Genomic DNA, 20617 nt, shown 5'->3' on the forward strand with positions numbered 1-20617 from the left:
CCGCCTCGCCGGGGATGGTTCCGGTGAGGCGGGTCCCGCCTGTCGGTGCTGGGGGGGGTCAGGCGCGGATCTTGGCCATCTCCGGGTCGACGAGCGGCTCGGCCTGGACCGTGGCGGCGATCCGGGTGCCGAAGTAGTCGATCTCGACCGAGTCGCCGACCTCGACCTCGCCGGGCAGCCACGCGTAGGCCACGGGCTTGCGCACAGTGTGGCCGAACGCCGCACTCGTGATGTAGCCCGCGGCCGTGCCGCCCACATAGACGGGTTCCTTGCCCAGCACGAGGGAGGTGCCGTCGTCGACCGTGAGGCAGCGCAGGCGGCGCGCGGGCGCCGCGCCCGCGGCGGCCTCGAAGGCGGCCTTGCCCACGAACTCGCCCTTGGCGGGGCGGACGGCGAAGTCGAGGCCGGACTGCACGGGGTCATGCTCGGTGGTCATGTCCGTGCCCCACGAGCGGTAGCCCTTCTCCAGGCGCAGGCTGTTGAAGGCGCTGCGGCCGGCGGCGATCACGCCGAGCTGCCTGCCCGCGCCCCAGAGGGCGTCCCACAGCTTCTGGCCGTACTCGGCGGAGGTGTAGATCTCCCAGCCGAGCTCGCCGACGTAGGACAGGCGCATCATGCGCACGGGGATGCCCGCGATGGTGGTGGAGACGGCCCGGAAGTACTTGAGCCCCTCGTTGGTCAGGTCGGCCGGAGTGAGCGGCTGGACGAGGTCCCGGGCGCGCGGGCCCCACACGCCGACGCAGCACGTGCCGCCGGTGGTGTCGCGGACCTGGACCCACTCGGACGGGGATGCGGCGGTCTGGTCCGCGGCCTCGCGGGTGAGGTAGTCGAGGTCCTGGCCGCCGTTGGCGCCGACCTGGAAGAGGTCCTCGCTGATGCGGGCCACGGTGAGGTCGCTGCGGATCCCGCCGGCCTCGGTGAGCATGAGCGTGTAGGTGACGGAGCCGACGCTCTTGTTGATCTGCCCGGTCGTGAGGCGCTGGAGGAGGGCGAGCGCGCCGGGGCCGGAGACCTCGAGGCGCTTCAGTGCCGTCATGTCGTACATCGCGACGTTGGTCCGGGTGGCGTGCGCCTCGGCGGCGGCGATGGGCGAGTCGAACTGTGCGGACCAGTCGTCGCGGGCCGGGGCCTGCCACTCGGCCGGAAGAGTATCGAGGAGGCCGCGGTTGGCCTCGTACCACTGGGGGCGCTCCCAGCCGCCGGCCTCGAGGAAGAAGCCGCCGAGCTCACGCTGGCGCGCGTGGAACGGCGAGACGCGCAGCCCGCGCGGGGACTGGCGGGGCTCGAGCGGGTGCTTGATGTCGTAGACCTCGACGAAGCTCTGCTTGGAGGTCTCCAGCACGTACTCGTCCGTCAGCTGGATCTCCTCGAACCGGGCGACGTCGAGCTCGTGCAGGTCGGTGGCAGACTGGCCGTCGACGAGGAGTTCGGCGACCGCCTTGGCGACTCCGGCGGAGTGGGTGACCCAGACGGCCTCGGCGATGAAGAAGCCCCGCACCTCGGGGGACTCGCCCACGAGCGAGCCGCCGTCCGGGGTGAAGGAGAAGATCCCGTTGAAGGCGTCGGCGATGCCCACCCCCTCGAGGCCCGGGAGCAGCTGCTTGGTGGCCTTGAAGGCCCGCTCGAAGTCCTCCGGGGTGAACTCCAGGCGCGAGGGCATCGAGTGCTCGCCCATCTCCTTGCCCTCCACCGCCGGCAGCTCGTCGTAGCCGACGGCGATGGGGCGGTGGTCGTAGGAGCCGATGCCGAGGGACTCGCCGTGCTGGCGGAAGTACAGGCCCGCGTCCTGGTGGCGCAGGATCGGCAGCATGGCGCTGTTGCCGGTGCCGAGGACGTGGCTGCCGCCGAGGGCGACGCCGTCGGCCTGCTCGGCGAGCTCCCGCACGGGGGCGGTCCTGACGTACTGGTGCGCCATCGGCACGAGCGGGACGCGCATGCCGACGAGCTCGCCGAGGGCGGGGCCCCAGAACCCGGCGGCGGAGATGACGATGTCCGCGGGCACCACGTCGTCGCCCGCGCGGACGCGGGTGACGCGCCCGCCCGCGCGCTCGATGCCGGTGACCTGCACGCCGCCGACGAACTTCGCCCCGCGCTCCTGGGCCCGCTCGCGCAGGAGCTCGACGGCGAGCACCGACGAGGCCAGCCCGTCGCCGGGCAGGTGCAGGCCGCCCAGGACCACGTCCTCGTCGATGAGCGGGTGGAGGACCTTGGCCTCGGCCGGGTCCACGAGGCGTGCCTCGACTCCCCACGCGGTGGCCCAGCCGTGGCGGCGCTTGAGCTCGGCGAGCCGGCGCTCGCTCGTGGCGATCTCGAGGCCGCCGACGCGGTTGAAGGCCGCGAAGCCGGGACGCTTCAGGGCCGCGAGCTTGCGCCCCGTGTACGCCGCGAACTCGGTCATGGTCTTGGAGGAGTTGGTCTGGAAGACCAGGCCCGGGGCGTGGGAGGTCGACCCTCCGGTGAGGGGGATCGGGCCCTTGTCGAGGACGGTGACGTCAGTCCAGCCCCTGGCGGTGAGCTCGTCGGCGAGGTTGGCGCCGACGATCCCGGCTCCGATGATGACAACGCGTGGTGAAGGCATGGGAGGCTCCCTTGGAGTTCGTGGAAGGTCGGGGGTCAGGGGAAGACGATGGTGCGGTGGCCGCTGAGGAGGACCCTGTTCTCGGCGTGCCAGCGCACGGCGCGGGCCAGGGCGAGGGTCTCGGCGTCGCGGCCGACCGTGGCGAGCTCCTGCGGAGACAGGCGGTGGTCCACGCGGATGACCTCCTGCTCGATGATCGGGCCCTCGTCCAGGTCGGCGGTGACGTAGTGGGCGGTGGCACCGATGTGCTTGACGCCGCGCGCGTGGGCCTGATGGTAGGGCTTGGCGCCCTTGAAGCCGGGGAGGAAGGAGTGGTGGATGTTGATGGCGCGCCCCGTGAGCTGCCGGCAGAGGTCGTCGGAGAGGATCTGCATGTACCGGGCCAGCACCACGAGGTCCGCCGCGTACTCCTCGACGGCGCCGAGCAGCTCGGCCTCGGCCTGCTGCTTGGTCTCGGTGGTGACGGGGATGTGGACGAACGGCAGCCCCGCGGCCTCGGCCATCGGGCGCAGGTCGGGGTGGTTGGAGACGACGGCGACGAGCTCGGCCGCGAGGTTCCCGGCCTTCCACCGGTAGATGAGGTCGTGGAGGCAGTGGTCCAGCTTCGAGACCATCACGAGGACGCGCGGGGGTGCTGCCGGGTGGAAGGTGAAGTCCATCGCGAAGTGGGCCGCGGTGTCGGCGAATTCCTCGGCGAGGGCGTCGGCGTCGACTGCGCCCTCCGAGCTGAAGGCCGTGCGCAGGTAGAGGGAGCCGTCCTCGCCGTCGTCGAACTGCTGGTGCTCGGTGATTCGAAGCCCCGCTCCACCAGGAACCGGGAGACGGCGTGGACGATCCCGCTGCGCTGCGGGCACGAGAGCGTGAGGACGGCGGCGTGGCCACCGGCGCCCGGGGTGCGCGCGCCTGCGCCGGACTCGCTCGGACGGAGGAGGGATTCTGCAGTCATGGGTTTCCTTCCGGGGGGCCCGGGCGGCCGTTGGAGGCCTGCCGGGGTGGCGGCTGGGACGCCACCCCTGTTCATACAACTGATATATAACAAGCTAGTGGGGTTGCTCACACGAGGTCAAGAAGTTTTCGGCCCTGTCCGGAGCAAGACCTACCGGCGCCGCTCGAAGCGGACGGTGAGGGCCTTGTAGCCAGGGGTGTTGGACTCGCGGGCCACGAGGTCCTTGTGCACGAGGACGTTCGCCTCGGGGTAGTAGGCGGCCGCGCAGCCCCTGGCCGTCGGGTACCCGACGAGGCGGAAGGCCTCGGCATGGCGCTCGTCGCCGTTGAACACCGAGATGACGTCGACGAGCTCGCGGTCGGCCAAGCCGAGGGCCGCGAGGTCCTCAGGGTTCACGAGCACCACTTTGCGGGCGTTGGAGATGCCGCGGTAGCGGTCGTCGAGGCCGTAGATCGTGGTGTTGTACTGGTCGTGGGAGCGCAGGGTCTGGAGGATCAGGTGGCCGGCCGGAGGCGTGAGGTACTCCAGCGGGGACACCGTGAAGCGGGCCTTCCCGATGTCGGTCGCGAAGGTGCGGGTGTCCCGGGGCGGGGAGGGCAGCACGAAGCCGTCCCTCGTGCGCACGCGCCGGTTGTAGTCCTCGAACCCGGGGATGACGCGGGCGATGTGGTCGCGGATCAGGTCGTAGTCCTCGGCCATCGCGCGCCAGTCGACCGGGTGGTCCTCCCCGAGGGCCGCCTCCGCCATCCGGGCGACGATCACGGGCTCGGCGAGGAGGTGCTCGGAGACGGGCCGCAGCCGGCCCTGGCTGCGGTGCACGACCGACATGGAGTCCTCGATGGTGACGAACTGCCGGCCGCCCGCGTGCTTGTCGTCGACGTCCGTCCGGCCCAGCGTGGGCAGGATGAGGGAGGTGCGGCCGTGCGCGACGTGCGAGAGGTTCGGCTTCGTGGACACGTGGACGGTCAGCCCCGTGCGCTTCAGCCCGGCCTTCGTGTGCTCGGTGTCCGAGGCCGCGGAGAGGAAGTTCCCGCCCATCGAGACGAACACGTCCACCTCCCCGGCCTCCAGGGCGTGCTGGGTCTCCACCGACTCGTAGCCGTGCTTTCGGGGGAAGGGGATGCCGAACTCGGCCTCGAGGGCGGCGATGAAGGCCTCGGTGGGCTTCTCCCAGATCCCCATGGTCCGGTCGCCCTGGACGTTGGAGTGCCCGCGCACCGGGCAGGCGCCGGCCCCCGGTCTGCCGAAGTTCCCCTGGACCAGGAGCAGGTTGACGATCTCCTTGAGCGTGTCCACGGAGTGCCGCTGCTGTGTCAGCCCCAGCGCCCAGCACACGATCGTGGCCTTGGAGGCGATCATCATCTCCGCGACCGTCTCGATCTGGGCGCGGGAGAGCCCCGTGGCGCGCTCCGTCTCGGCCCAGTCGAGGGCGCGGCGCGCCTCGCGGTAGTCCGCGAACCCGGCCGTCTGCGCCTCGACGAAGAGGCGGTCGACGACGGAGCCCGGCTCGCGCTCCTCCCTCGCCAGCAGCAGGTGGCCCAGAGCCTGGAAGAGGGCCAGGTCTCCTCCGACCTTGATCTGGAGGAACTCGTCCGCGACCTTCTCGCCCCCGCCCACGATGCCCCCGAGCGCCTGCGGGTCCTTGAAGGCCATGAGGCCTGCCTCGGGCAGGGGGTTGACCGCGACGACCTTGCCGCCGTTCTTCCGGCATTCCACCAGGGCCGAGAGCATCCGCGGATGGTTCGTTCCCGGGTTCTGGCCCACCACGAGCACGAGCTCCGAGCGATGGATGTCCTCCAGGGAGACCGTGCCCTTCCCCACCCCGATCGTGGGGTTCAGGGCGAACCCCGAGGACTCGTGGCACATGTTCGAGCAGTCGGGCAGGTTGTTCGTCCCCAGGGACCTGGCGAAGAGCTGGTACAGGAACGCAGTCTCGTTCGCCGTGCGCCCCGAGGTGTAGAACACACAGCGCTCCGGCGTCGTCGCGCGCAGGTGCTCCCCGATCAGCTCGAACGCCTCCCCCCAGGAGATCGGCGAGTAGTGCGTCTCCCCGGGCCGGATCACCACGGGCTCGGTGATCCGGCCCCGGGACCCGAGCCAGAACTCGCTCCTGCCCTCGAGCTGGGCAATAGGGTGCGCGGCCCAGAAAGCCGGCGTGACTGTCCGCACGGTGGACTCCTCGGCGATGGCCTTCGCGCCGTTCTCGCAGAACTCCGCCGGCTTCCGCTTCCCGGTGATCGATTCCGGCCACGCACACCCCGGGCAGTCGAACCCGTCCCGCTGGTTGATCCGCAGCATCCCCCGCACCGTCCGCCCGACCCCGGCCTGCGCCAGGCCCCGCTCGAGCGCCACGGCGACCGCCTTCACCCCCGCCGCGGCCGTCTTCGGCGCATGCACCTCGAGGGCACCTTCGTCGATGTCGTGCGGGTCAGGAGTGGTGGTGAACAAGGAAACGGCCTTTCGGAGATGGCGGTCGTGCCGTCTGTGACGGCCCGGGGCGGGGCTGGGCCGCCTCAGATGATGGCGGCCTTGAGCTCGCGTGCTGCCTCGGCGGGGTCCGCCGCGCCGTAGATCGAGCCGCCGGCCACCGCCACGTCGGCACCCGCGCGCTGGACCGAGGCGATGGTTGCCGCGTTGACCCCGCCAGCCACCGAGAACGGCACGCGGGCCCTCTCCCCTGCGGTCAGGAGCACGCTGAGGTCGTAGCCGGGCTTGGCCTGCTCATCGAGGCCGGCGTGGAACTCGACATACTTCGCCCCGAGCTGGCGCGCCTCCTGCGCGCGGGCGACCTTGTCCTGGACGCCGATGAGGTCCACGACCACGCCCTTGTTGTGGGCGCGGGCCGCCTTGACGGCACCGGCGATCGTCGAGTCGTCAGCGCTGCCGAGCACGGACACAAGGTCCGCTCCGGCCCTGAAGGCGAGCTCAGCCTCGAGCTCGCCGGCGTCCATCGTCTTGAGGTCGGCGAAGACCACCTTCGTCGGGTGGGCCTCCTTGACCGCCGTGACGGCCGAGAGCCCGGCGTTCTTCACCAGTGGCGTGCCGAGCTCGATGATGTCCACGTGCTCCGCAACCTGCGCGGCCAGCTCGAGGGCCTCGTCGACGGTGAGTACGTCCATGGCGACCTGCAGCTTCATGATGTGTTCCTTTCGTGGTGGATTGTTCTGCTCGTGGGGGCTATTCGATGTTCGCGTGGCGGAGCCACAGTTCCTCGGCCGGGGTCCCGTCCACTTCCCAGAGGCTCTGGAAGAGGGCCTCGGTGGCCACGAGCAGCACCTGCTCGAAGAGGCTTCCCGAGTACTGGCGCGAGGCTTTGCCGCCGTGGTCGGCCTTGCGCGCGGCCGGGATGATCACGACGGCCTCGGCCCGGGCGGCGAGCGGCGATGCGCCGTCGGTCGTGAACGCCGCGATCCGGGCACCCACAGCCGCCGCCGTGCTCGCGGCCTTCACCACCCCGGACGTTGTGCCCGACCCCGAGGCCGCGATGAGCAGGTCGCCCGAGCGGATGGCCGGCGTCGTCGTGTCTCCAGCGACGTGGACGTCCAGGCCGAGGTGCATGAGGCGCATGGCGGCCATGCGGAGCACGAGGCCGCTCCGGCCCGCGCCGGCGAGGAAGATCCGGGGCGCGTCCGAGATCAGCTCGGCGACGGCGGCCAGCTCTCCGCGGTGCAGTTCGCCCACCGCCATGATGACCTCCCCGTGGATGAGGCCAAGGCTGCGGTGGACGCCGTCCGAGGTGACCCGGCGCTGCTGTGGAAGGGTCTCGATGCTCACAGATGCTCCTTTGCTGTCGGTGCCGCGCGGGTTGGGGAGGGGCTGCCTCAAGCATCTCCGCCGTCCGGAGGGGCGGGAACTGCCTTCTCGGGCGGTCGTGCCCACCCGTTCGGGTAGGGCAGCCTTTAGACTGCTGCGATGTCCACCACCATCGCGGCCGCGGTCGCGCGCGATCCTGCGCAGGAGGCCCTGGCACTCCTGGACTCCGCTGCTGCTCTCGCCGAGGCGCCCCTGCTGCGCATCGCCGAGATTCTCCGTGCTGCCCTCGCCCCGTATGTGCGGTGCTCTGCGCTCGTGATCTTCACGGAGGACTGCACCGGACGGCCGCAGAAGAAGGCCGGGGCCGAAGCCATCATCAGCCGCGTCACGCTCGACGAACTGGACGTGATCCGGTCCTCCCTGCCCAACCTCGCTCCGCGGTGGAGCGAGGAGAGGATCGCCGGCGCGGCCCGCCCTGTCCTCGCCGCGCGGTCGGCAACGAACGCGCTCCTTGTCCTGACCGATCCCCTCGCCGTGGCGGACTCACCGAAGGCCAGCGGTCGCCTGGACCCCGATACCGGGGCGGTGCTCGGCCGCCTCTGGCACCTCGCGGCGGTGCGCATCCGGGACAAAGTGGCCGAGGCGACGCCGTCCTACCTGAGGGAGTCCCGCGCGGTGTCCGCCGAGCGTTCGCGCCTCACGGCAGAGCTCACCGACGCGCACTCGACCACGCTCGAGACTGTCCTCGCCGCCCTGCGGTCCGCGCACCAGTCCGATGCGGCGGCACGACGAGCGGCCATCGACATCGCAGCGGCCGCGCTGGTGCGCCTCAGGGCGTCCGCTGACAGGACCGCGTCGCTCCTGGAGGAACCCGTGGTCACGGCGTTCGAACGCCTGCGGGCTGATCTGCGCCCTCTCGAACGGTTCAGTGGGATCTCCCTCCAGTTCGTCGAGCCGCCCGTCGACGGCCGGGCCCTCCCGGGGGAAGTCGCCCACGCCGCGCGCGCGATCGTGCGCGCGCTCGTGCTGGCCATGGTCGAGCAGGACGAGGTGCACCGCATCCGCATCCAGTGGGGCTGCGACGGCACGAACCTGCTCGTGGACATCCGGGACGACGGCCGGGGCGGCCTCTCAGTCGCAGAGGACGGCCTCCGGCGCATCGAGCAGCGGGTCCAGGCCCTCGACGGCCGACTGCGCCTCGAGGTGATGGAGGGCTGGGGGGCCGATGTATTCGTCTCGCTGCCCTTGGATCCGCCGTCATCTCGGGCGCCCAAGGGGCCGGGCGCGGAGTGTGAGCTGGGCGAGCGCGAGGAGGAGGTGCTCCGGCTCCTCGCCGGTGGCCTTCGCAACCGCGCCATCGCTGCCGAGCTGGGCCTGAGCGAGAACACCGTCAAGTTCCACCTGCGGAACCTGTTCCGCAAGCTGGGCGTCTCGTCGCGCGCGGAGGCCGTAGCCCGCGCCGCGCAGCCGCACGTCGGCCAAAGGTGATCTACGTCACAAATGTTGGCGGCACCCCGCGCCTGTATGGCCATCATGGCAGCAGCCTCACCCCCGACCCACTCCTTGGAGGTTCCCCATGACCAGTGCAGCCCACCGCCCCGACGTCCACGAGGTGAGGGGGGTCGTGGTGCGCTCGAAGGGTGCCGCGGCGGTGGTGGAGACGATCTTGGTCCCGGATCCGGGGCCGGGCGAGGCGCTCGTGGACGTGCTCACGTGCGGGGTGTGCCACACGGACCTGCACTACAAGCAGGGCGGGATCGGGGAGGACTACCCGTACCTGCTCGGGCACGAGTCCACCGCCGTGGTCTCCGCGGTCGGCCCGGACGTGACGGACCTCAAGCCCGGGGACCGGGTGATCCTGAACTGGCGGGCCGTGTGCGGGCAGTGCCGGGCCTGCGCCAAGGGCCAGCCGCAGTACTGCTTCGCGACCCACAACGCGACCCAGAAGATGACCCTGGCCGACGGGACCCCGCTCTCCCCGGCCCTGGGCATCGGCTCCTTCGCGGAGAAGACCCTCGTCGCCGCCGGGCAGTGCACGAAGATCGACGACGACGTCGACCCCGCCGCGGTCGGCCTGCTCGGCTGCGGCATCATGGCCGGCATCGGCGCCGCGATCAACACCGGCGAAGTCGCCCGCGGGGAGTCCGTGGCCGTGATCGGCTGCGGCGGGGTCGGCATCGCCGCGATCGCCGGGGCCAGCCTCGCCGGGGCGACGACGATCATCGCCGTCGACCTCGACCCGGCCAAGGTCGAGCTCGCCCAGACCCTCGGCGCCACCCACGGGGTCGTCTCGCGCGAGACCGACCCGGTCGAGGCCATCCGGGCCCTCACCGGCGGGCACGGTGCGGACGTGGTGATCGACGCCGTCGGCCGCCCCGAGACCTACAGGCAGGCCTTCTACGCCCGCGACCTCGCCGGCCGCGTGGTCCTCGTCGGCGTCCCCACCCCCGAGATGGCCCTCGAGCTGCCCCTGCTGGACGTCTTCGGCCGCGGCGGGTCGCTGAAGTCCTCCTGGTACGGCGACTGCCTGCCCTCCCGCGACTTCCCCATGCTCGTGGACCAGTTCAGGCTCGGCCGCCTGCCCCTGGACGCCTTCGTCACCGAGCGGATCGGCCTGGGCGACGTCGAGGCCGCGTTCGAGAAGATGCACCGCGGCGAGGTCCTCCGCTCGGTGGTCGAGCTCTGATGCCCGCCCGCATCGACCGCCTCGTCACCGCGGGCACGTTCAGCCTCGACGGGGGAACCTGGGAGGTGGAGAACAACGTCTGGATCGTCGGCGACGACACCGAGGCCATCGTCATCGATCCCGCCCACGACGCCGGCGCCGTCGCCGCCGCCGTAGGAGACCGCACCGTGACCGCGGTGCTGCTCACCCACGGCCACGACGACCACATCCGCCACGCCCGCGAGTTCGCCGACACGGTCGGGGCCCCCGTGCTCCTGCACCCGGCCGACCTCATGCTCTGGGACGCCCTCTACCCCGGCACCGTCCCCGACGCCGAGATCGCCCACGGGGAGGTCTTCACCGTGGCCGCGACCGAGCTGACCGCCCTGCACACCCCCGGCCACACCCCCGGCTCCGTGTGCTTCCACGCCCCCGCCCTGGCCACCGTGTTCACCGGGGACACCCTCTTCGCCGGCGGACCCGGCGCCACCGGCCGCTCGTACTCGGACTTCCCCACCATCATCGACTCCATCCGCACCCGCCTGCTGACCCTCCCGCCCGAGACCACCGTGGACACCGGCCACGGCGATTCCACCACCATCGCCGCCGAAGCCCCCCACCTCCAGGAATGGATCGACCGCGGCCACTGACCGCACACCTGCCCCAGGCCACGCTGGCCCGTGGGGCGCCCCATTCCGGAGCACAGGGTCTGGCACAATCAGCCCATGGGGAACCCATTGGTGTCCGACGACCCAGACGAGGCGCGTTCCGGCAACGGCGTGCAGGCCGTCGAACGGGTCGTCAGGGCCCTCGAGATCCTCGCCCAGGAGGGCAGCGCCGCGGTCGGCGACATGGCCGAGCGCATGGGCGTGCACAAGTCCACCGCCTCCCGCATCCTCGGTGCCCTCGAGACCCATGGCTTTGTGCAGCAGAGCAGCCGGCGCGGGAAGTACCAGCTCGGCGTCGGCCTCCTGCGCATCGCGAGCTCCATCCCGCGCCGCCTGAGCCTGGTCCACGCCGCGCGGCCCGTGCTCGAAGACCTCGCGCAGCAGTACGGCGAGACCGTGAACCTGGCCGTGCGCCGCGACATCTATGCGGTCAACGTGGACCAGGCGATGGGCTCGGCCAACCTTGCGAGCTTCGACTGGATCGGCAGCCTCACGCCCCTGCATTCGACCTCGAGCGGCAAGGTCTTCCTCGCGTACCTCCACGCGAGTGATCGGGAAGAACTGCTCCGGCGGGCCGAGCTGACGTCCTTCACGCCGCACACGCTCAGTCGGGCGGAGCTCATGAAGGAGCTTCCGGACATCGTGCGGCGGGGCTATGCCTCCACACGCGGGGAGCTGGAGGAAGGGCTCAACGCGATCGCGGCGCCCGTGTTCGGGCACATGGGGGATGTGATCGGGGCCGTGAGCCTCTCCGGGCCGGCCTTCCGCTTCGATCCCGCCACGGATCCGGGGATCGTGAAGGCGGTCATCAGGGCAGGCGAGGAGATCACCGAGCTCATGGGTGGTCCGGCCTCCCGGGATCGCTCCCAGGAGGCCGGACGCTGAGCTGTGCCTAGCGGCTCCCGCCGAACCATCCGCTGGGGGCGGGGCTGAGGTTCTGCCAGATATGCTTCGCCTCGCGGTACTCGTCCAGGCCGGCGCGACCGAGCTCCCGGCCGATGCCCGATTTGCCGAAGCCGCCCCACTCGGCCTGCGGGACATAGGGGTGGTAGTCGTTGATCCACACCGTCCCGTGCCTGAGGGCGCCCGCCACGCGCTGGGCCTTGGAGGCGTCGGAGGTCCAGACCGCTCCTGCCAGGCCGTACTCGGTGTCGTTGGCGATCGCGATGGCCTCGGCCTCGTCGCGGAACGTCTCCACCGTGAGCACGGGCCCGAAGGACTCCTCCCGGACCACGCTCATGCCCGCCCGGCAGCCGCCGAGCACCGTGGGCGGGTAGAAGAAGCCGTCCGCGAGGGGGCCCTCAGCCGGGATGTAGCCGCCGCACAGGAGCTCGGCGCCCTCGGCGATGCCCGCCTGGACGTAGGCGTGCACCTGTTCCCGGTGCTTGGCCGAGATGAGCGGCCCCGTCTCGGCATCCGGATCGAAGGGGCCCCCCATTCGGATCGTCCGCGCCCGCTCGACGACCTCGGCCACGAAGCGCTCCGCAATCGACTCCTCGACCACGAGCCGGGTCCCTGCCGAGCAGACCTGGCCGGAGTGCAGGAAGACGGCCGTCAGGGCATTGTCGACCGCGGAGGCCCAGTCCGCATCGGCGAAGACCACGTTCGGGTTCTTCCCGCCGAGCTCGAAGGCCACGCGCTTGACCGTCTGGGCGGCGGCCGCCATGATCGTCTGCCCGGTGGAGAGCCCCCCGGTGAGCGAGACGAGGTCCACCCTCGGGTCAGCGCTCAGTGGGCCTCCAACCGTGGACCCCCTGCCGGTGACGAGGTTCGCGACGCCTGCCGGCACACCGGCCTCGGCCAGCGTCTCCATGAGCAGGATCGACGTCGAGGGTGTCAGCTCGCTCGGCTTGAGGACGAATGAGTTGCCGGCGACGAGCGCGGGGGCCACCTTCCACGCGGCCTGCAGGAGCGGGTAGTTCCACGGCGCGATCAGGGCGCACACGCCGAGGGGCTCGTAGACCACGCGGCTGATCGCGTCGGGTCGCCCGGTGTCGATGACCCGGCCTACGTCGAGGCCCGCGACCTTGCCGTAGTAGCGGAAGCACGCCGCGATGTCGTCAATGTCGTACTCGGCCTCGACGAGGCGCTTGCCCGTGTCCAGCGCCTCGGCACGGGCGTAGCCGGCCTTGTCCCGCTCGAGGAGGTCCGCGACGCGGAGCATCACGGCCCCCCGCTCGATCTCCGTCATGCGCCTCCAGGGACCGGCATCGAACGCCGCCCGGGCGCTGGCAATCGCCCGCTCGGCGTCCTGCGCAGTCGAGGAGACGACGACCGCCACCTCCCGCCCGTCCGCAGGGCAGCACACGGTGGAGGTCGCGCCGTCGGCCGCCTGCTCCCAGGCGCCGTCGATATAGAGCCCCTTCACCGGTCCGGTGTCGGCCTGCTCCGTGGCCCCGGACAGGGTTGCTACTTGAGCCATGCCGCCACCTTGTCGGGGTTTGCGTCGATCCACTTCTGGGCGGCCGCGTCGGGGCTCATGTTGTCCTTCGCGATGTACCCGGCGACCGTGTTCTGGTCCTGGTTGGTCCAGTGGAAGTTCTTGACGAGGTTGTACGCCGGGCTGCCGGAGTTGGCGAACTTGGTGGAGACCACCTTGTTGAGGTCGTACTTGGGGTAGTCGCACGCCACCTTCGCCGCGTCGGCATCGCACCCGGGGGTGTAGGCCGGGAGGTTGACCTTCACGAGCGGCACCTCTGCCATGAACCACTGCGGCTCGTAGAAGTAGCCGATGAGCGGCGTGTGGTTCTGCTCGGCCTGGCGGAACGCCTGGATGAGCGCCGGCTCGGAGCCGGCGTAGACCACCTTGAAGTTCAGGCCGAGGTTCTTCACGAGCGCCTCGTCGTTGGTGACGTAGGAGGGGTCGCCGTCGAGCAGCTGGCCCTGGCCTCCCGACTCGGACGTCTTGAAGAGGTCGGCGTACTTGTTGAGGTTCTTGGAGTCGGTGATGTCCGGGTACTGCTTGGCCATCCATGGCGGCACGTACCAGCCGATCACCCCGGTGTTGCCGGTGGAGCCGGCATCGACAGCGGTCTTCTGCTGCTTGATGTACTTGTCGGTCAGATCCGGGTGGCCCCAGTTCTCGAGGACGGCGTCCACCTCACCGCTGCCGAAGCCCTGCCACGCGACCTCTTCCTTGAGGGTCTTGTAGTTGACGGTGCAGCCGAGCTTCTCCTTGGCGAGGGTGCCGACCACGTAGGCGTCCGCCTCGTAGCCGACCCAGGGGTTGACCGCGACGTTGAAGGCGCCGCACTTGGCACTCCCGCTCGCAGTGGACGAGGCGGCGGAGATGTCCCCGCCGCAGGCGGTGAGCCCGAGGAGGGCGGTGAGAAGGACGGCGCCGCTGGCTTTCTTCTTCAGCGCCGGGGAAATTCGGGTTTTCTTCATGGCACTTCCTTGATCAGGCGCGGCCCAGGCGGGCAGCGGCGTGCTGGGTGATGCGGTCGAGCATGACTCCGAGTGCGGTGATGGCGATGCCGGCTGCGAGGCCCTTGCCGAAGAGCTGGCTCTGGGAGAAGCCGGAGACGACGAGGTAGCCGAGCCCCCCGCCGCCGACGAGTCCGCCGACCACGACCATGGACAGGACGTAGAGCAGGCCCTGGTTGGCGGCGAGGACGACGGCGGCCCTGGACATGGGCAGCTGGACCTTGGCGACCATCTGCCATGGCGTGGTGCCCATCGACTCCGAGGCCTCGACGGTGACCGGCGACACGCCGCGGATGCCGTCCGCGACGAGCTTGGTGGCGATGGGCACGCCGTAGGCGACGGCGGCGACGATCGCGGTGAACCGGGTGGGGCCGAACAGGGCCAGGGCGGGAACGAGGTACACGAACGAGGGGATGGTCTGGAACGCGTCCAGCACCGGGCGCACGATCGAGTCGACGAGCCTGCTGCGTCCCATCAGGACGCCCACGATGACGGCGGCGATCACCACGAGGAAGGTCGCCACGAGCGTGGTCGCGAGGGTCTTCATGCTCTCGTTCCAGAGCCCGGTGCCGAGGATGACCGCCTCGCACACGAGGGTGGCGGCGCCTGCGCGCCGGCCGCCCAGGGCCAAGGCGATGCCGAGCAGCACGAGGGCCATGGCCCACCAGGGCGACTGTGCCAGGAGCGACTCGAGCGGGTTGACCAGGAGGGCCGTGACGGCCTCCTTGAGCCACTCGGTGAAGCCGGAGAACGTGTGGACGGTCCAGTCGGTGGCGGCCGAGATGGCCTGGGCGAGCGGGGCGCCGAGGTCCGGTGAGGCGGGGAACTTCGCCAGGGCGAGGTAGTTGTGCGAGAGCCAGATGGCGACCGCGGTGACGGCGGCGCCGATGATGACCACGGCGCGCCGGCCCTTGGGCCCGCGCAGGCCGGCGCTGCGGGAGCCGCGCTGGACGCGGGCTTCGATCCCCGAGCGCTCGGACGCTGCCGTCGTCGTGCGGTCGAGCATGATCGCCATGAGGACGATCGCGAGGCCCGAGACGAACGCGGAGCCGACGTCGAGGGACTGCAGCGACTGCAGGACCGGTTGGCCGAGCCCGGGACCGTTGATGAGCGCGGCGATGGTCGCCATGGACAGGGCAGCCATCGTGCACTGGTTGATGCCGACGACGATCGTGCGCCGCGCCATGGGCAGCTGCACCTTGGTCAGCGTCTGCCACGCGGTCCCGCCCATCGACGTGACCGCCTCGAGCGTGGTGGGCGAGACGTTCCGGATACCGTGCTCGGTGATGCGCACCAGCGGCGGGAGCGAATAGATGATCGTGGTGACGATCGCCGACGCGGGGCCGATCCCGAAGACGAGGGCCAGCGGCGCGAGGTAGGCGAACGAGGGTAGCGTCTGCGCGAGGTCAAGCAGCGGAGAGAGGACCGCCGAGACGCGGTGGCTGCGCGCCATCCAGATCCCCAGCGGGGGCCCCACCACCGCGCAGAGGCCGACGGCGACGAAGGTCACGATGAGCGTGTCGACGCTCTGCTGCCAGTAGCCGAAGAAACCGAACAGCAGCACGCACGCCGCCACGAGGATCATCGAGCGGACGCCCGCGAGCACGAACGCCAGCCAGGCCAGCAGGACCACGACCCCTAGCCACCCGACCTCGGGCACGGGCCGCAGCGCCGAGGGCTGGCTCAGGAGGTGCTGCAGGAACGCCACGGCGCCGTTGAGTCCGTCGGTGATGGGCTGCACCACCGAGGTGAAGAAGGGGGACTGGGTGCGCGCAGTGTCGAAGCTGTCGCGCAGCCCGTTGAGCCAGAGGTGGACGTCGGTCTTGTCCGCTCCCCCGAGTTCGAGGGTCTGGGTTCCCCGGAAGAGGCCCCACAGCACCAGCCACGCGACGGCCACGCCGGCCAGCAGCACCGGGCGCCAGCGGCGCCGGACGAAGGCGGCGGGTGATGTCGGCGGCCGGGTCGCCGGCTCCGAGCCGCGCTCGCGGGCTCCAGCGGGAGGTACGGCGGCGGTCTCCGCGCGGTCCGTCGCCACCGTGCTCATGCGGGGCCGCCCTTCTCGGCCGTCGCGGAGTCCTCCTCGGCCACGACCACGCGCAGGATGTCGTCGTCGTCGACCACGCCGAGGAAGCGCTCCCCGTCGTAGACCCGCACGGGCAGTGAGGACTGCAGGACCTGCCGGGCGGCGTCGCGCACCACGCAGTCCGACTGCATCACGGGCCCCTCGAGCGACTCGTCGGGCCGCGGGGGACGGACGACGTAGCGCAGCGTGAGCACGTGCGAGCGGGGCACGTCGGAGACGAAGTCCCGCACGTAGTCGTCCGCCGGGTGGGCCACGACCTCGGCCGGAGTGCCGATCTGGACGATCTCGCCGTCACGCATGATGAGGATGCGGTCGCCGAGCTTGAGCGCCTCCTGGAGGTCGTGGGTGATGAAGACCATCGTCTTCCCCACCTCCTCGTGCAGCCGGCACACCTCGTTCTGCATGTCCCGGCGGATCAGCGGATCCAGGGCAGAGAACGGCTCGTCGAACAGCAGCACCTGCGGGTCCACCGCCAGGGCCCGGGCCAGGCCGACACGCTGCTGCATGCCGCCCGAGAGCTGGTCGGGGAACGAGTTCTCGTAGCCGGAGAGGCCCACGAGGTCGACCATCTCCTGGGCCCGGGCAAGCCTCGCCGACTTGCCCTCGCCGCGGACCTCGAGGCCGTACGCCACGTTGTCGATCACCTTCCGGTGCGGGAGGAGGCCGAACTGCTGGAACACCATGGCCATGTGGTTGCGCCGCATGGAGCGCAGCTTGGCCTTGCTCGCGCAGGTGACGTCCTCGCCGTCGATGCTGACCCGTCCTGCGGTCGGCTCGATGAGCCGCGTCAGCAGCCGCACGAGGGTCGACTTGCCCGAGCCCGAGAGCCCCATGACCACGAAGACCTCGCCCGGCGCGACCTCGAAGGAGACGTCCTTGACGGCCGCGAGGCAGCCGGTCTTGCTCTGCAGCTCCTTCCGGCTCAGGTGCTCGTCGGGCGTGCCGATGATCTTGTCGGCCTTCGCGCCGAAGATCTTCCACAGGCCCTCGACCTTCAGGGCCGGCTCGTTGGAGTCCGCGAGGCGCGCCGCGCGGCGTGTAGTTTCGGGGTCCAGAGTCGGGGCGCTCATGATGCCTCCTCGAGTTGGCTGAGCGGGGTGTGGCGGTAGAAGGGTTCGGGTTGGGCGGCGAGCTCTCGGCCGAGGACGAGGTCTGCGGCCTTCTCGGCGAGCATCATCACGGGGGCGAAGATGTTGCCGTTGGTCACGTAGGGCATGGCGGAGGCGTCGGCGACGCGCAGCCCTTCGGTGCCGTGGACCTTCATGGTGTGGGGGTCGACGACGGCCATCGGGTCCGAGGCCGGGCCCATCTTCGCCGTGCACGAGGGGTGCAGGGCGGTCTCGGCGTCCCGGGCGACCCAGTCGAGGATCTCCTTCTCGGTCGTGACGGACGGCCCGGGAGAGATCTCCCCGCCGTTGAATGGCGCCATGGCCGGCTGGCGGAGGATCTCCCGGGAGACGTTGATGGCCTCGATCCATTCGCGGCGGTCGTTCTCGGTCGAGAGGTAGTTGAACAGGATCGAGGGGCGCGTCGACGGATCCGCGGAGCGGATCTTCAGGTGCCCGCGCACATCGGAGTACATGGGTCCGACGTGCACCTGGAAGCCGTGCTCGACCTCGGCCTTCTTCCCGTCGTAGCGCACTGCTACGGGGAGGAAGTGGTACATGAGATTCGGGTAGGCGACGTCGTCGTTCGAGCGCACGAACCCGCCGCCCTCGAAGTGGTTGGTCGCCGCCGGTCCCTTGCGCCCCAGCAGCCATTCCAGGCCGATGAAGGGCATGCGCCAGAGATCCAGCGAAGGCTGCTGGGAGACGGGCTGCAGGCACGCGTGCTGGATGTAGACCTCAAGGTGGTCCTGGAGGTTCTCCCCGACACCGGGGAGAGCGACGCGCGGCGCCACACCGACCGACCTGAGGTGCTGCGGATCGCCGATGCCGGCGAGCTGGAGCAGCTGCGGGGTGTTGAAGGCACCGCCGCAGAGGATGACCTCTCCTGCGCTCACCGTGTGGCTCTGGCCGCCGCGGCGGTAGCTGACCCCCGTGGCCCGCGTTCCCTGGAACTCGATGCCGGTCACGGTGGCCAGCGTCTTCACGGTGACGTTGGGCCTCCGCCGGGCGGGACGCAGATAGCCGCGGGATGCCGAATAGCGCTCACCCTTGTGCACGTTGCGGTCGAACGGTCCGAAGCCTTCCTGGCGGTACCCGTTCACGTCATCCGTACGCGGGTAGCCGGCCTGGACGGCGGCGTCGAAGAATGCCTGGAACAGTGGGTTGGTGGCAGGTCCCCGCTCGAGGATGAGGGGGCCCTCGTGGCCCCGGAAGGGGTCCTCGGGGGAAGCTGCGAGGGCGTTCTCCATGCGCTTGAAGTAGGGGAGGCAGTGGGCGAAGTCCCAGCTCTCCATGCCGGGGTCCGCGCCCCAGCGCTCGTAGTCCATCGGGTTCCCGCGCTGGAAGATCATCCCATTGATCGAGCTCGAGCCGCCCAGGACCTTGCCGCGGGCGTGCGCGACCCTGCGCCCGCCCATGAACGGCTCCGGGTCTGACTCGTAGCGCCAGTCGTAGAGCGGGTTCCCGCTGGGGAAGGTGAGGGCGGCGGGCATCTGGATGAAGAGGTCCCAAGGGTAGTCGCTGCGGCCGGCCTCGAGCACCAGCACCGTGCGGTCGCCGCCCGCGCTCAGCCGGTCGGCGAGGACGGACCCGGCGCTTCCGCCGCCGACGATCACGTAGTCATAGGTCGTGGCGGTCACGATGCGGGCCGTTCTGTGACCCCGGCCTTCACGGCTTCGGCTTTCTCCAGTGCAGTCGTCATGTCTTCTCCTGGGCGGTAGGCGGTGCAAAGACGGGGAAGTTCAGAGGCCGAGGCGAACCGGCCTCGCGGTAATTGCATAAGGTGCAACAGGCTTCGGCTGGCACAACAGTGGGGCACCCGCAAAGGGAGTGTCAAGCATTTTTCGAAGGGGTCAGAAGAATGTCACCGCGACGAAACATGGAGCCCCATTGGCCCATTGACCCCCGCCGGAGACGACCCGTAAGCTGAGCTGGTATATCAGTCGTATTTGGAAGCATCTACTTCATATGCTCGAGGGATCGCAGTTCAGACGTGGCCGTCAACCGTGAGCCCCGGCGGAAGGTTGGGCACGGCGATGGAGCGGACCCGTGCACCCAAGACGAAGAGCGGACGCGGCCAACGGGAGGACTGGCCCCGACGGGGCGGCAGCCCCCTCGGCGCCGGCCTTTGCGCAAGGGCCGCGCAGCAGTAACGTCACCGATCATGGGGCAGACGTCTCCCGGGTATCGCCGCGGTCCGACGCCGGGCCCGCGGCCGGGCTTCTCCGGCAGCGGCTTCGGCGCCGGGATCGTCGCGGGCGCCGCCGGCCTCTTCATCGTCTACGGAGCAATCCTCGCCGCCGCCGGCCCGCAGGGCGGCATCGGCAGCCTCGCGTTCCTGCCGGGGTTCCTCTACCTCGCCGGGGCGCTCGTCCTCGCCATCCGCAGGGGCCCGTACCGCAACCTCGGCGCCGGCCTCCTCGTGGGCCTGGGCGTGTGGCTGCTCCTCGGCGGGGAGGTCTGGCTCTCCATGCTCGCGCAGACCGGCGGGATCGCCTAAGATCCCCGCACGGACGGGGTTCCCAGAAAGCTACTCGTTGGTAACATAGATCACATGTACCGAGGAACCCGCCTGCGCGGCGCACGCATCCTGATCACTGGAGGAGCCTCCGGAATCGGCCGGCTCATGGCCCTTGAAGCGGCCCGGCGGGGCGCCGAGGTGGTGGTCTGGGACCTCTCGGACGACGGCGGCGCGGCGGTCGCCGCGGAGATCGTCGCCGCCGGGGGCCTCGCCAGTTCGTACGCCGTGGACGTCACGGACGCCGGGCGTGTGGCCGCCGCGGCCCGCGAGGCCGGGGACGTAGACGTCCTCGTCAACAACGCCGGCGTGGTGGCCGGCAAGCCCCTGCTCGAGGCGACCGAGGAATCCATCCGGCGTACGTTCGAGGTCAACACCCTCGCGCTCTACTGGGTCACCCGCGCGTTCCTGCCGGGCATGGTCGCCCGCCGGGGCGGCACCGTGGCGACCATCGCGAGCGCGGCCGGGCTGATCGGCGTCGCCCGCCAGACGGACTACTCCGCCTCCAAGTTCGCAGCCCTGGGCTTCACCGAGTCGCTGCGCGCCGAGCTGCGCGCCGAAGGGCACGGGGTCGGGACGCTCGTGGTCTGCCCGTACTACATCAACACCGGCATGTTCGCCGGCGTCGAGACCCGCTTCCCGCTGCTGCTGCCGATCCTCGAGGAGCAGGAGGTGGCACTGAAGGTCATCGACGGGATCGAGTCCGGCCGCGAACAGATCGTCCTGCCGCCGTTCGCCCGGCTCGTGCCGCTCATGCGGGCCCTTCCGACGCGGGCGTTCGACCGGATGGCCGACTTCTTCGGGATCAACCGGGGCATGGACCACTTCGTGGGGCGGCCCGCGCAGAAGGTGCGCTGAGCGCAACATGCCAGGG

The 20617-nt window shown here is 70.6% G+C and carries 15 protein-coding genes and 1 pseudogene; 6 read left to right on the plus strand and 10 right to left on the minus strand.

Annotated features, from left to right (window positions below):
• Positions 1 to 58: 58 nt before the first annotated feature.
• The 5 genes and pseudogenes from J2W20_RS05375 to hxlB form a co-directional block, all read right to left on the minus strand.
• Entirely contained in the window at positions 59 to 2578 is a 2520-nt protein-coding gene (locus tag J2W20_RS05375) for a GcvT family protein (RefSeq protein ID WP_307005263.1), read from the minus strand.
• Between the two features lie 35 nt (positions 2579 to 2613).
• A pseudogene (purU, locus tag J2W20_RS05380) lies at positions 2614 to 3524 on the minus strand (formyltetrahydrofolate deformylase).
• 150 nt (positions 3525 to 3674) lie between these two features.
• A complete protein-coding gene (locus J2W20_RS05385) occupies positions 3675 to 5972 on the minus strand; it encodes an FdhF/YdeP family oxidoreductase (RefSeq protein ID WP_307005265.1) in 2298 nt (765 codons plus the stop codon).
• A 65-nt stretch (positions 5973 to 6037) separates the two neighbouring features.
• The gene (gene hxlA / locus J2W20_RS05390; protein ID WP_307005266.1) at positions 6038 to 6661 is read right to left on the minus strand and encodes a 3-hexulose-6-phosphate synthase; all 624 of its coding nucleotides are present in this window, start codon (positions 6659 to 6661) and stop codon (positions 6038 to 6040) included.
• A gap of 40 nt (positions 6662 to 6701) precedes the next feature.
• A complete protein-coding gene (gene hxlB, locus J2W20_RS05395; RefSeq protein WP_373457966.1) occupies positions 6702 to 7292 on the minus strand; it encodes a 6-phospho-3-hexuloisomerase in 591 nt (196 codons plus the stop codon).
• 144 nt (positions 7293 to 7436) lie between these two features.
• On the opposite strand from hxlB, the gene J2W20_RS05400 reads away from it, so the two are divergent.
• The 4 genes from J2W20_RS05400 (at position 7437) to J2W20_RS05415 (ending at position 11495) form a co-directional block, all read left to right on the plus strand.
• Positions 7437 to 8765 carry a LuxR C-terminal-related transcriptional regulator gene (locus tag J2W20_RS05400; protein ID WP_307005268.1) on the plus strand — a complete coding sequence of 443 codons (1329 nt, stop codon included), beginning with the start codon at positions 7437 to 7439 and terminating at the stop codon, positions 8763 to 8765.
• Positions 8766 to 8853: 88 nt separating this feature from the next.
• The gene (locus tag J2W20_RS05405) at positions 8854 to 9963 is read left to right on the plus strand and encodes an S-(hydroxymethyl)mycothiol dehydrogenase (RefSeq protein WP_307005270.1); all 1110 of its coding nucleotides are present in this window, start codon (positions 8854 to 8856) and stop codon (positions 9961 to 9963) included.
• Complete coding sequence (locus J2W20_RS05410; RefSeq protein WP_307005272.1) at positions 9963 to 10592, plus strand: MBL fold metallo-hydrolase; 630 nt, start codon at positions 9963 to 9965, stop codon at positions 10590 to 10592. The genes J2W20_RS05405 and J2W20_RS05410 overlap by 1 nt, the downstream gene beginning before the upstream one ends.
• Positions 10593 to 10667: 75 nt before the next feature.
• Positions 10668 to 11495 carry an IclR family transcriptional regulator gene (locus tag J2W20_RS05415; RefSeq protein ID WP_307005274.1) on the plus strand — a complete coding sequence of 276 codons (828 nt, stop codon included), beginning with the start codon at positions 10668 to 10670 and terminating at the stop codon, positions 11493 to 11495.
• 7 nt (positions 11496 to 11502) lie between these two features.
• On the opposite strand, the gene J2W20_RS05420 is transcribed toward J2W20_RS05415, so the two are convergent.
• The 5 genes from J2W20_RS05420 to betA are packed head-to-tail and all read right to left on the minus strand — an operon-like array spanning position 11503 to position 18865.
• Positions 11503 to 13032: an aldehyde dehydrogenase family protein gene (locus J2W20_RS05420; RefSeq protein ID WP_307005276.1), complete on the minus strand. Its 1530-nt coding sequence runs from the start codon at positions 13030 to 13032 to the stop codon at positions 11503 to 11505.
• Complete coding sequence (locus J2W20_RS05425; protein WP_307005278.1) at positions 13020 to 13997, minus strand: ABC transporter substrate-binding protein; 978 nt, start codon at positions 13995 to 13997, stop codon at positions 13020 to 13022. The genes J2W20_RS05420 and J2W20_RS05425 overlap by 13 nt, the downstream gene beginning before the upstream one ends.
• A gap of 13 nt (positions 13998 to 14010) precedes the next feature.
• Complete coding sequence (locus J2W20_RS05430; protein ID WP_307005280.1) at positions 14011 to 16080, minus strand: ABC transporter permease; 2070 nt, start codon at positions 16078 to 16080, stop codon at positions 14011 to 14013.
• Complete coding sequence (locus J2W20_RS05435) at positions 16077 to 17189, minus strand: quaternary amine ABC transporter ATP-binding protein (RefSeq protein WP_307005282.1); 1113 nt, start codon at positions 17187 to 17189, stop codon at positions 16077 to 16079. Before J2W20_RS05435 ends, J2W20_RS05430 begins: the two co-directional genes overlap by 4 nt.
• Positions 17186 to 18865 (minus strand): choline dehydrogenase, encoded by a 1680-nt coding sequence (betA, locus tag J2W20_RS05440; RefSeq protein WP_307005284.1) that lies wholly within the window; start codon positions 18863 to 18865, stop codon positions 17186 to 17188. Before betA ends, J2W20_RS05435 begins: the two co-directional genes overlap by 4 nt.
• 524 nt (positions 18866 to 19389) lie before the next feature.
• On the opposite strand from betA, the gene J2W20_RS05445 reads away from it, so the two are divergent.
• Both J2W20_RS05445 and J2W20_RS05450 read left to right on the plus strand, forming a co-directional pair.
• Entirely contained in the window at positions 19390 to 19725 is a 336-nt protein-coding gene (locus J2W20_RS05445) for a hypothetical protein (protein ID WP_307005286.1), read from the plus strand.
• A gap of 54 nt (positions 19726 to 19779) precedes the next feature.
• A complete protein-coding gene (locus J2W20_RS05450; RefSeq protein ID WP_307005288.1) occupies positions 19780 to 20601 on the plus strand; it encodes an SDR family oxidoreductase in 822 nt (273 codons plus the stop codon).
• Positions 20602 to 20617 lie beyond the last annotated feature (16 nt).

The sequence above is a fragment of the Sinomonas atrocyanea genome (assembly GCF_030812675.1).
GTDB lineage: Bacteria > Actinomycetota > Actinomycetes > Actinomycetales > Micrococcaceae > Sinomonas > Sinomonas atrocyanea_B.

Excerpts from the sequence above, each read along its gene's own strand:
- J2W20_RS05375 (WP_307005263.1), bottom strand. The coding sequence starts at position 2,578 with ATGCCTTCACCACGCGTTGTCATCATCGGAGCCGGGATCGTCGGCGCC.
- hxlA (WP_307005266.1), bottom strand. The coding sequence starts at position 6,661 with ATGAAGCTGCAGGTCGCCATGGACGTACTCACCGTCGACGAGGCCCTC.
- J2W20_RS05400 (WP_307005268.1), top strand. The coding sequence starts at position 7,437 with ATGTCCACCACCATCGCGGCCGCGGTCGCGCGCGATCCTGCGCAGGAG.
- J2W20_RS05405 (WP_307005270.1), top strand. The coding sequence starts at position 8,854 with ATGACCAGTGCAGCCCACCGCCCCGACGTCCACGAGGTGAGGGGGGTC.
- J2W20_RS05410 (WP_307005272.1), top strand. The coding sequence starts at position 9,963 with ATGCCCGCCCGCATCGACCGCCTCGTCACCGCGGGCACGTTCAGCCTC.
- J2W20_RS05415 (WP_307005274.1), top strand. The coding sequence starts at position 10,668 with ATGGGGAACCCATTGGTGTCCGACGACCCAGACGAGGCGCGTTCCGGC.
- J2W20_RS05420 (WP_307005276.1), bottom strand. The coding sequence starts at position 13,032 with ATGGCTCAAGTAGCAACCCTGTCCGGGGCCACGGAGCAGGCCGACACC.
- J2W20_RS05425 (WP_307005278.1), bottom strand. The coding sequence starts at position 13,997 with ATGAAGAAAACCCGAATTTCCCCGGCGCTGAAGAAGAAAGCCAGCGGC.
- J2W20_RS05430 (WP_307005280.1), bottom strand. The coding sequence starts at position 16,080 with ATGAGCACGGTGGCGACGGACCGCGCGGAGACCGCCGCCGTACCTCCC.
- J2W20_RS05435 (WP_307005282.1), bottom strand. The coding sequence starts at position 17,189 with ATGAGCGCCCCGACTCTGGACCCCGAAACTACACGCCGCGCGGCGCGC.
- J2W20_RS05445 (WP_307005286.1), top strand. The coding sequence starts at position 19,390 with ATGGGGCAGACGTCTCCCGGGTATCGCCGCGGTCCGACGCCGGGCCCG.
- J2W20_RS05450 (WP_307005288.1), top strand. The coding sequence starts at position 19,780 with ATGTACCGAGGAACCCGCCTGCGCGGCGCACGCATCCTGATCACTGGA.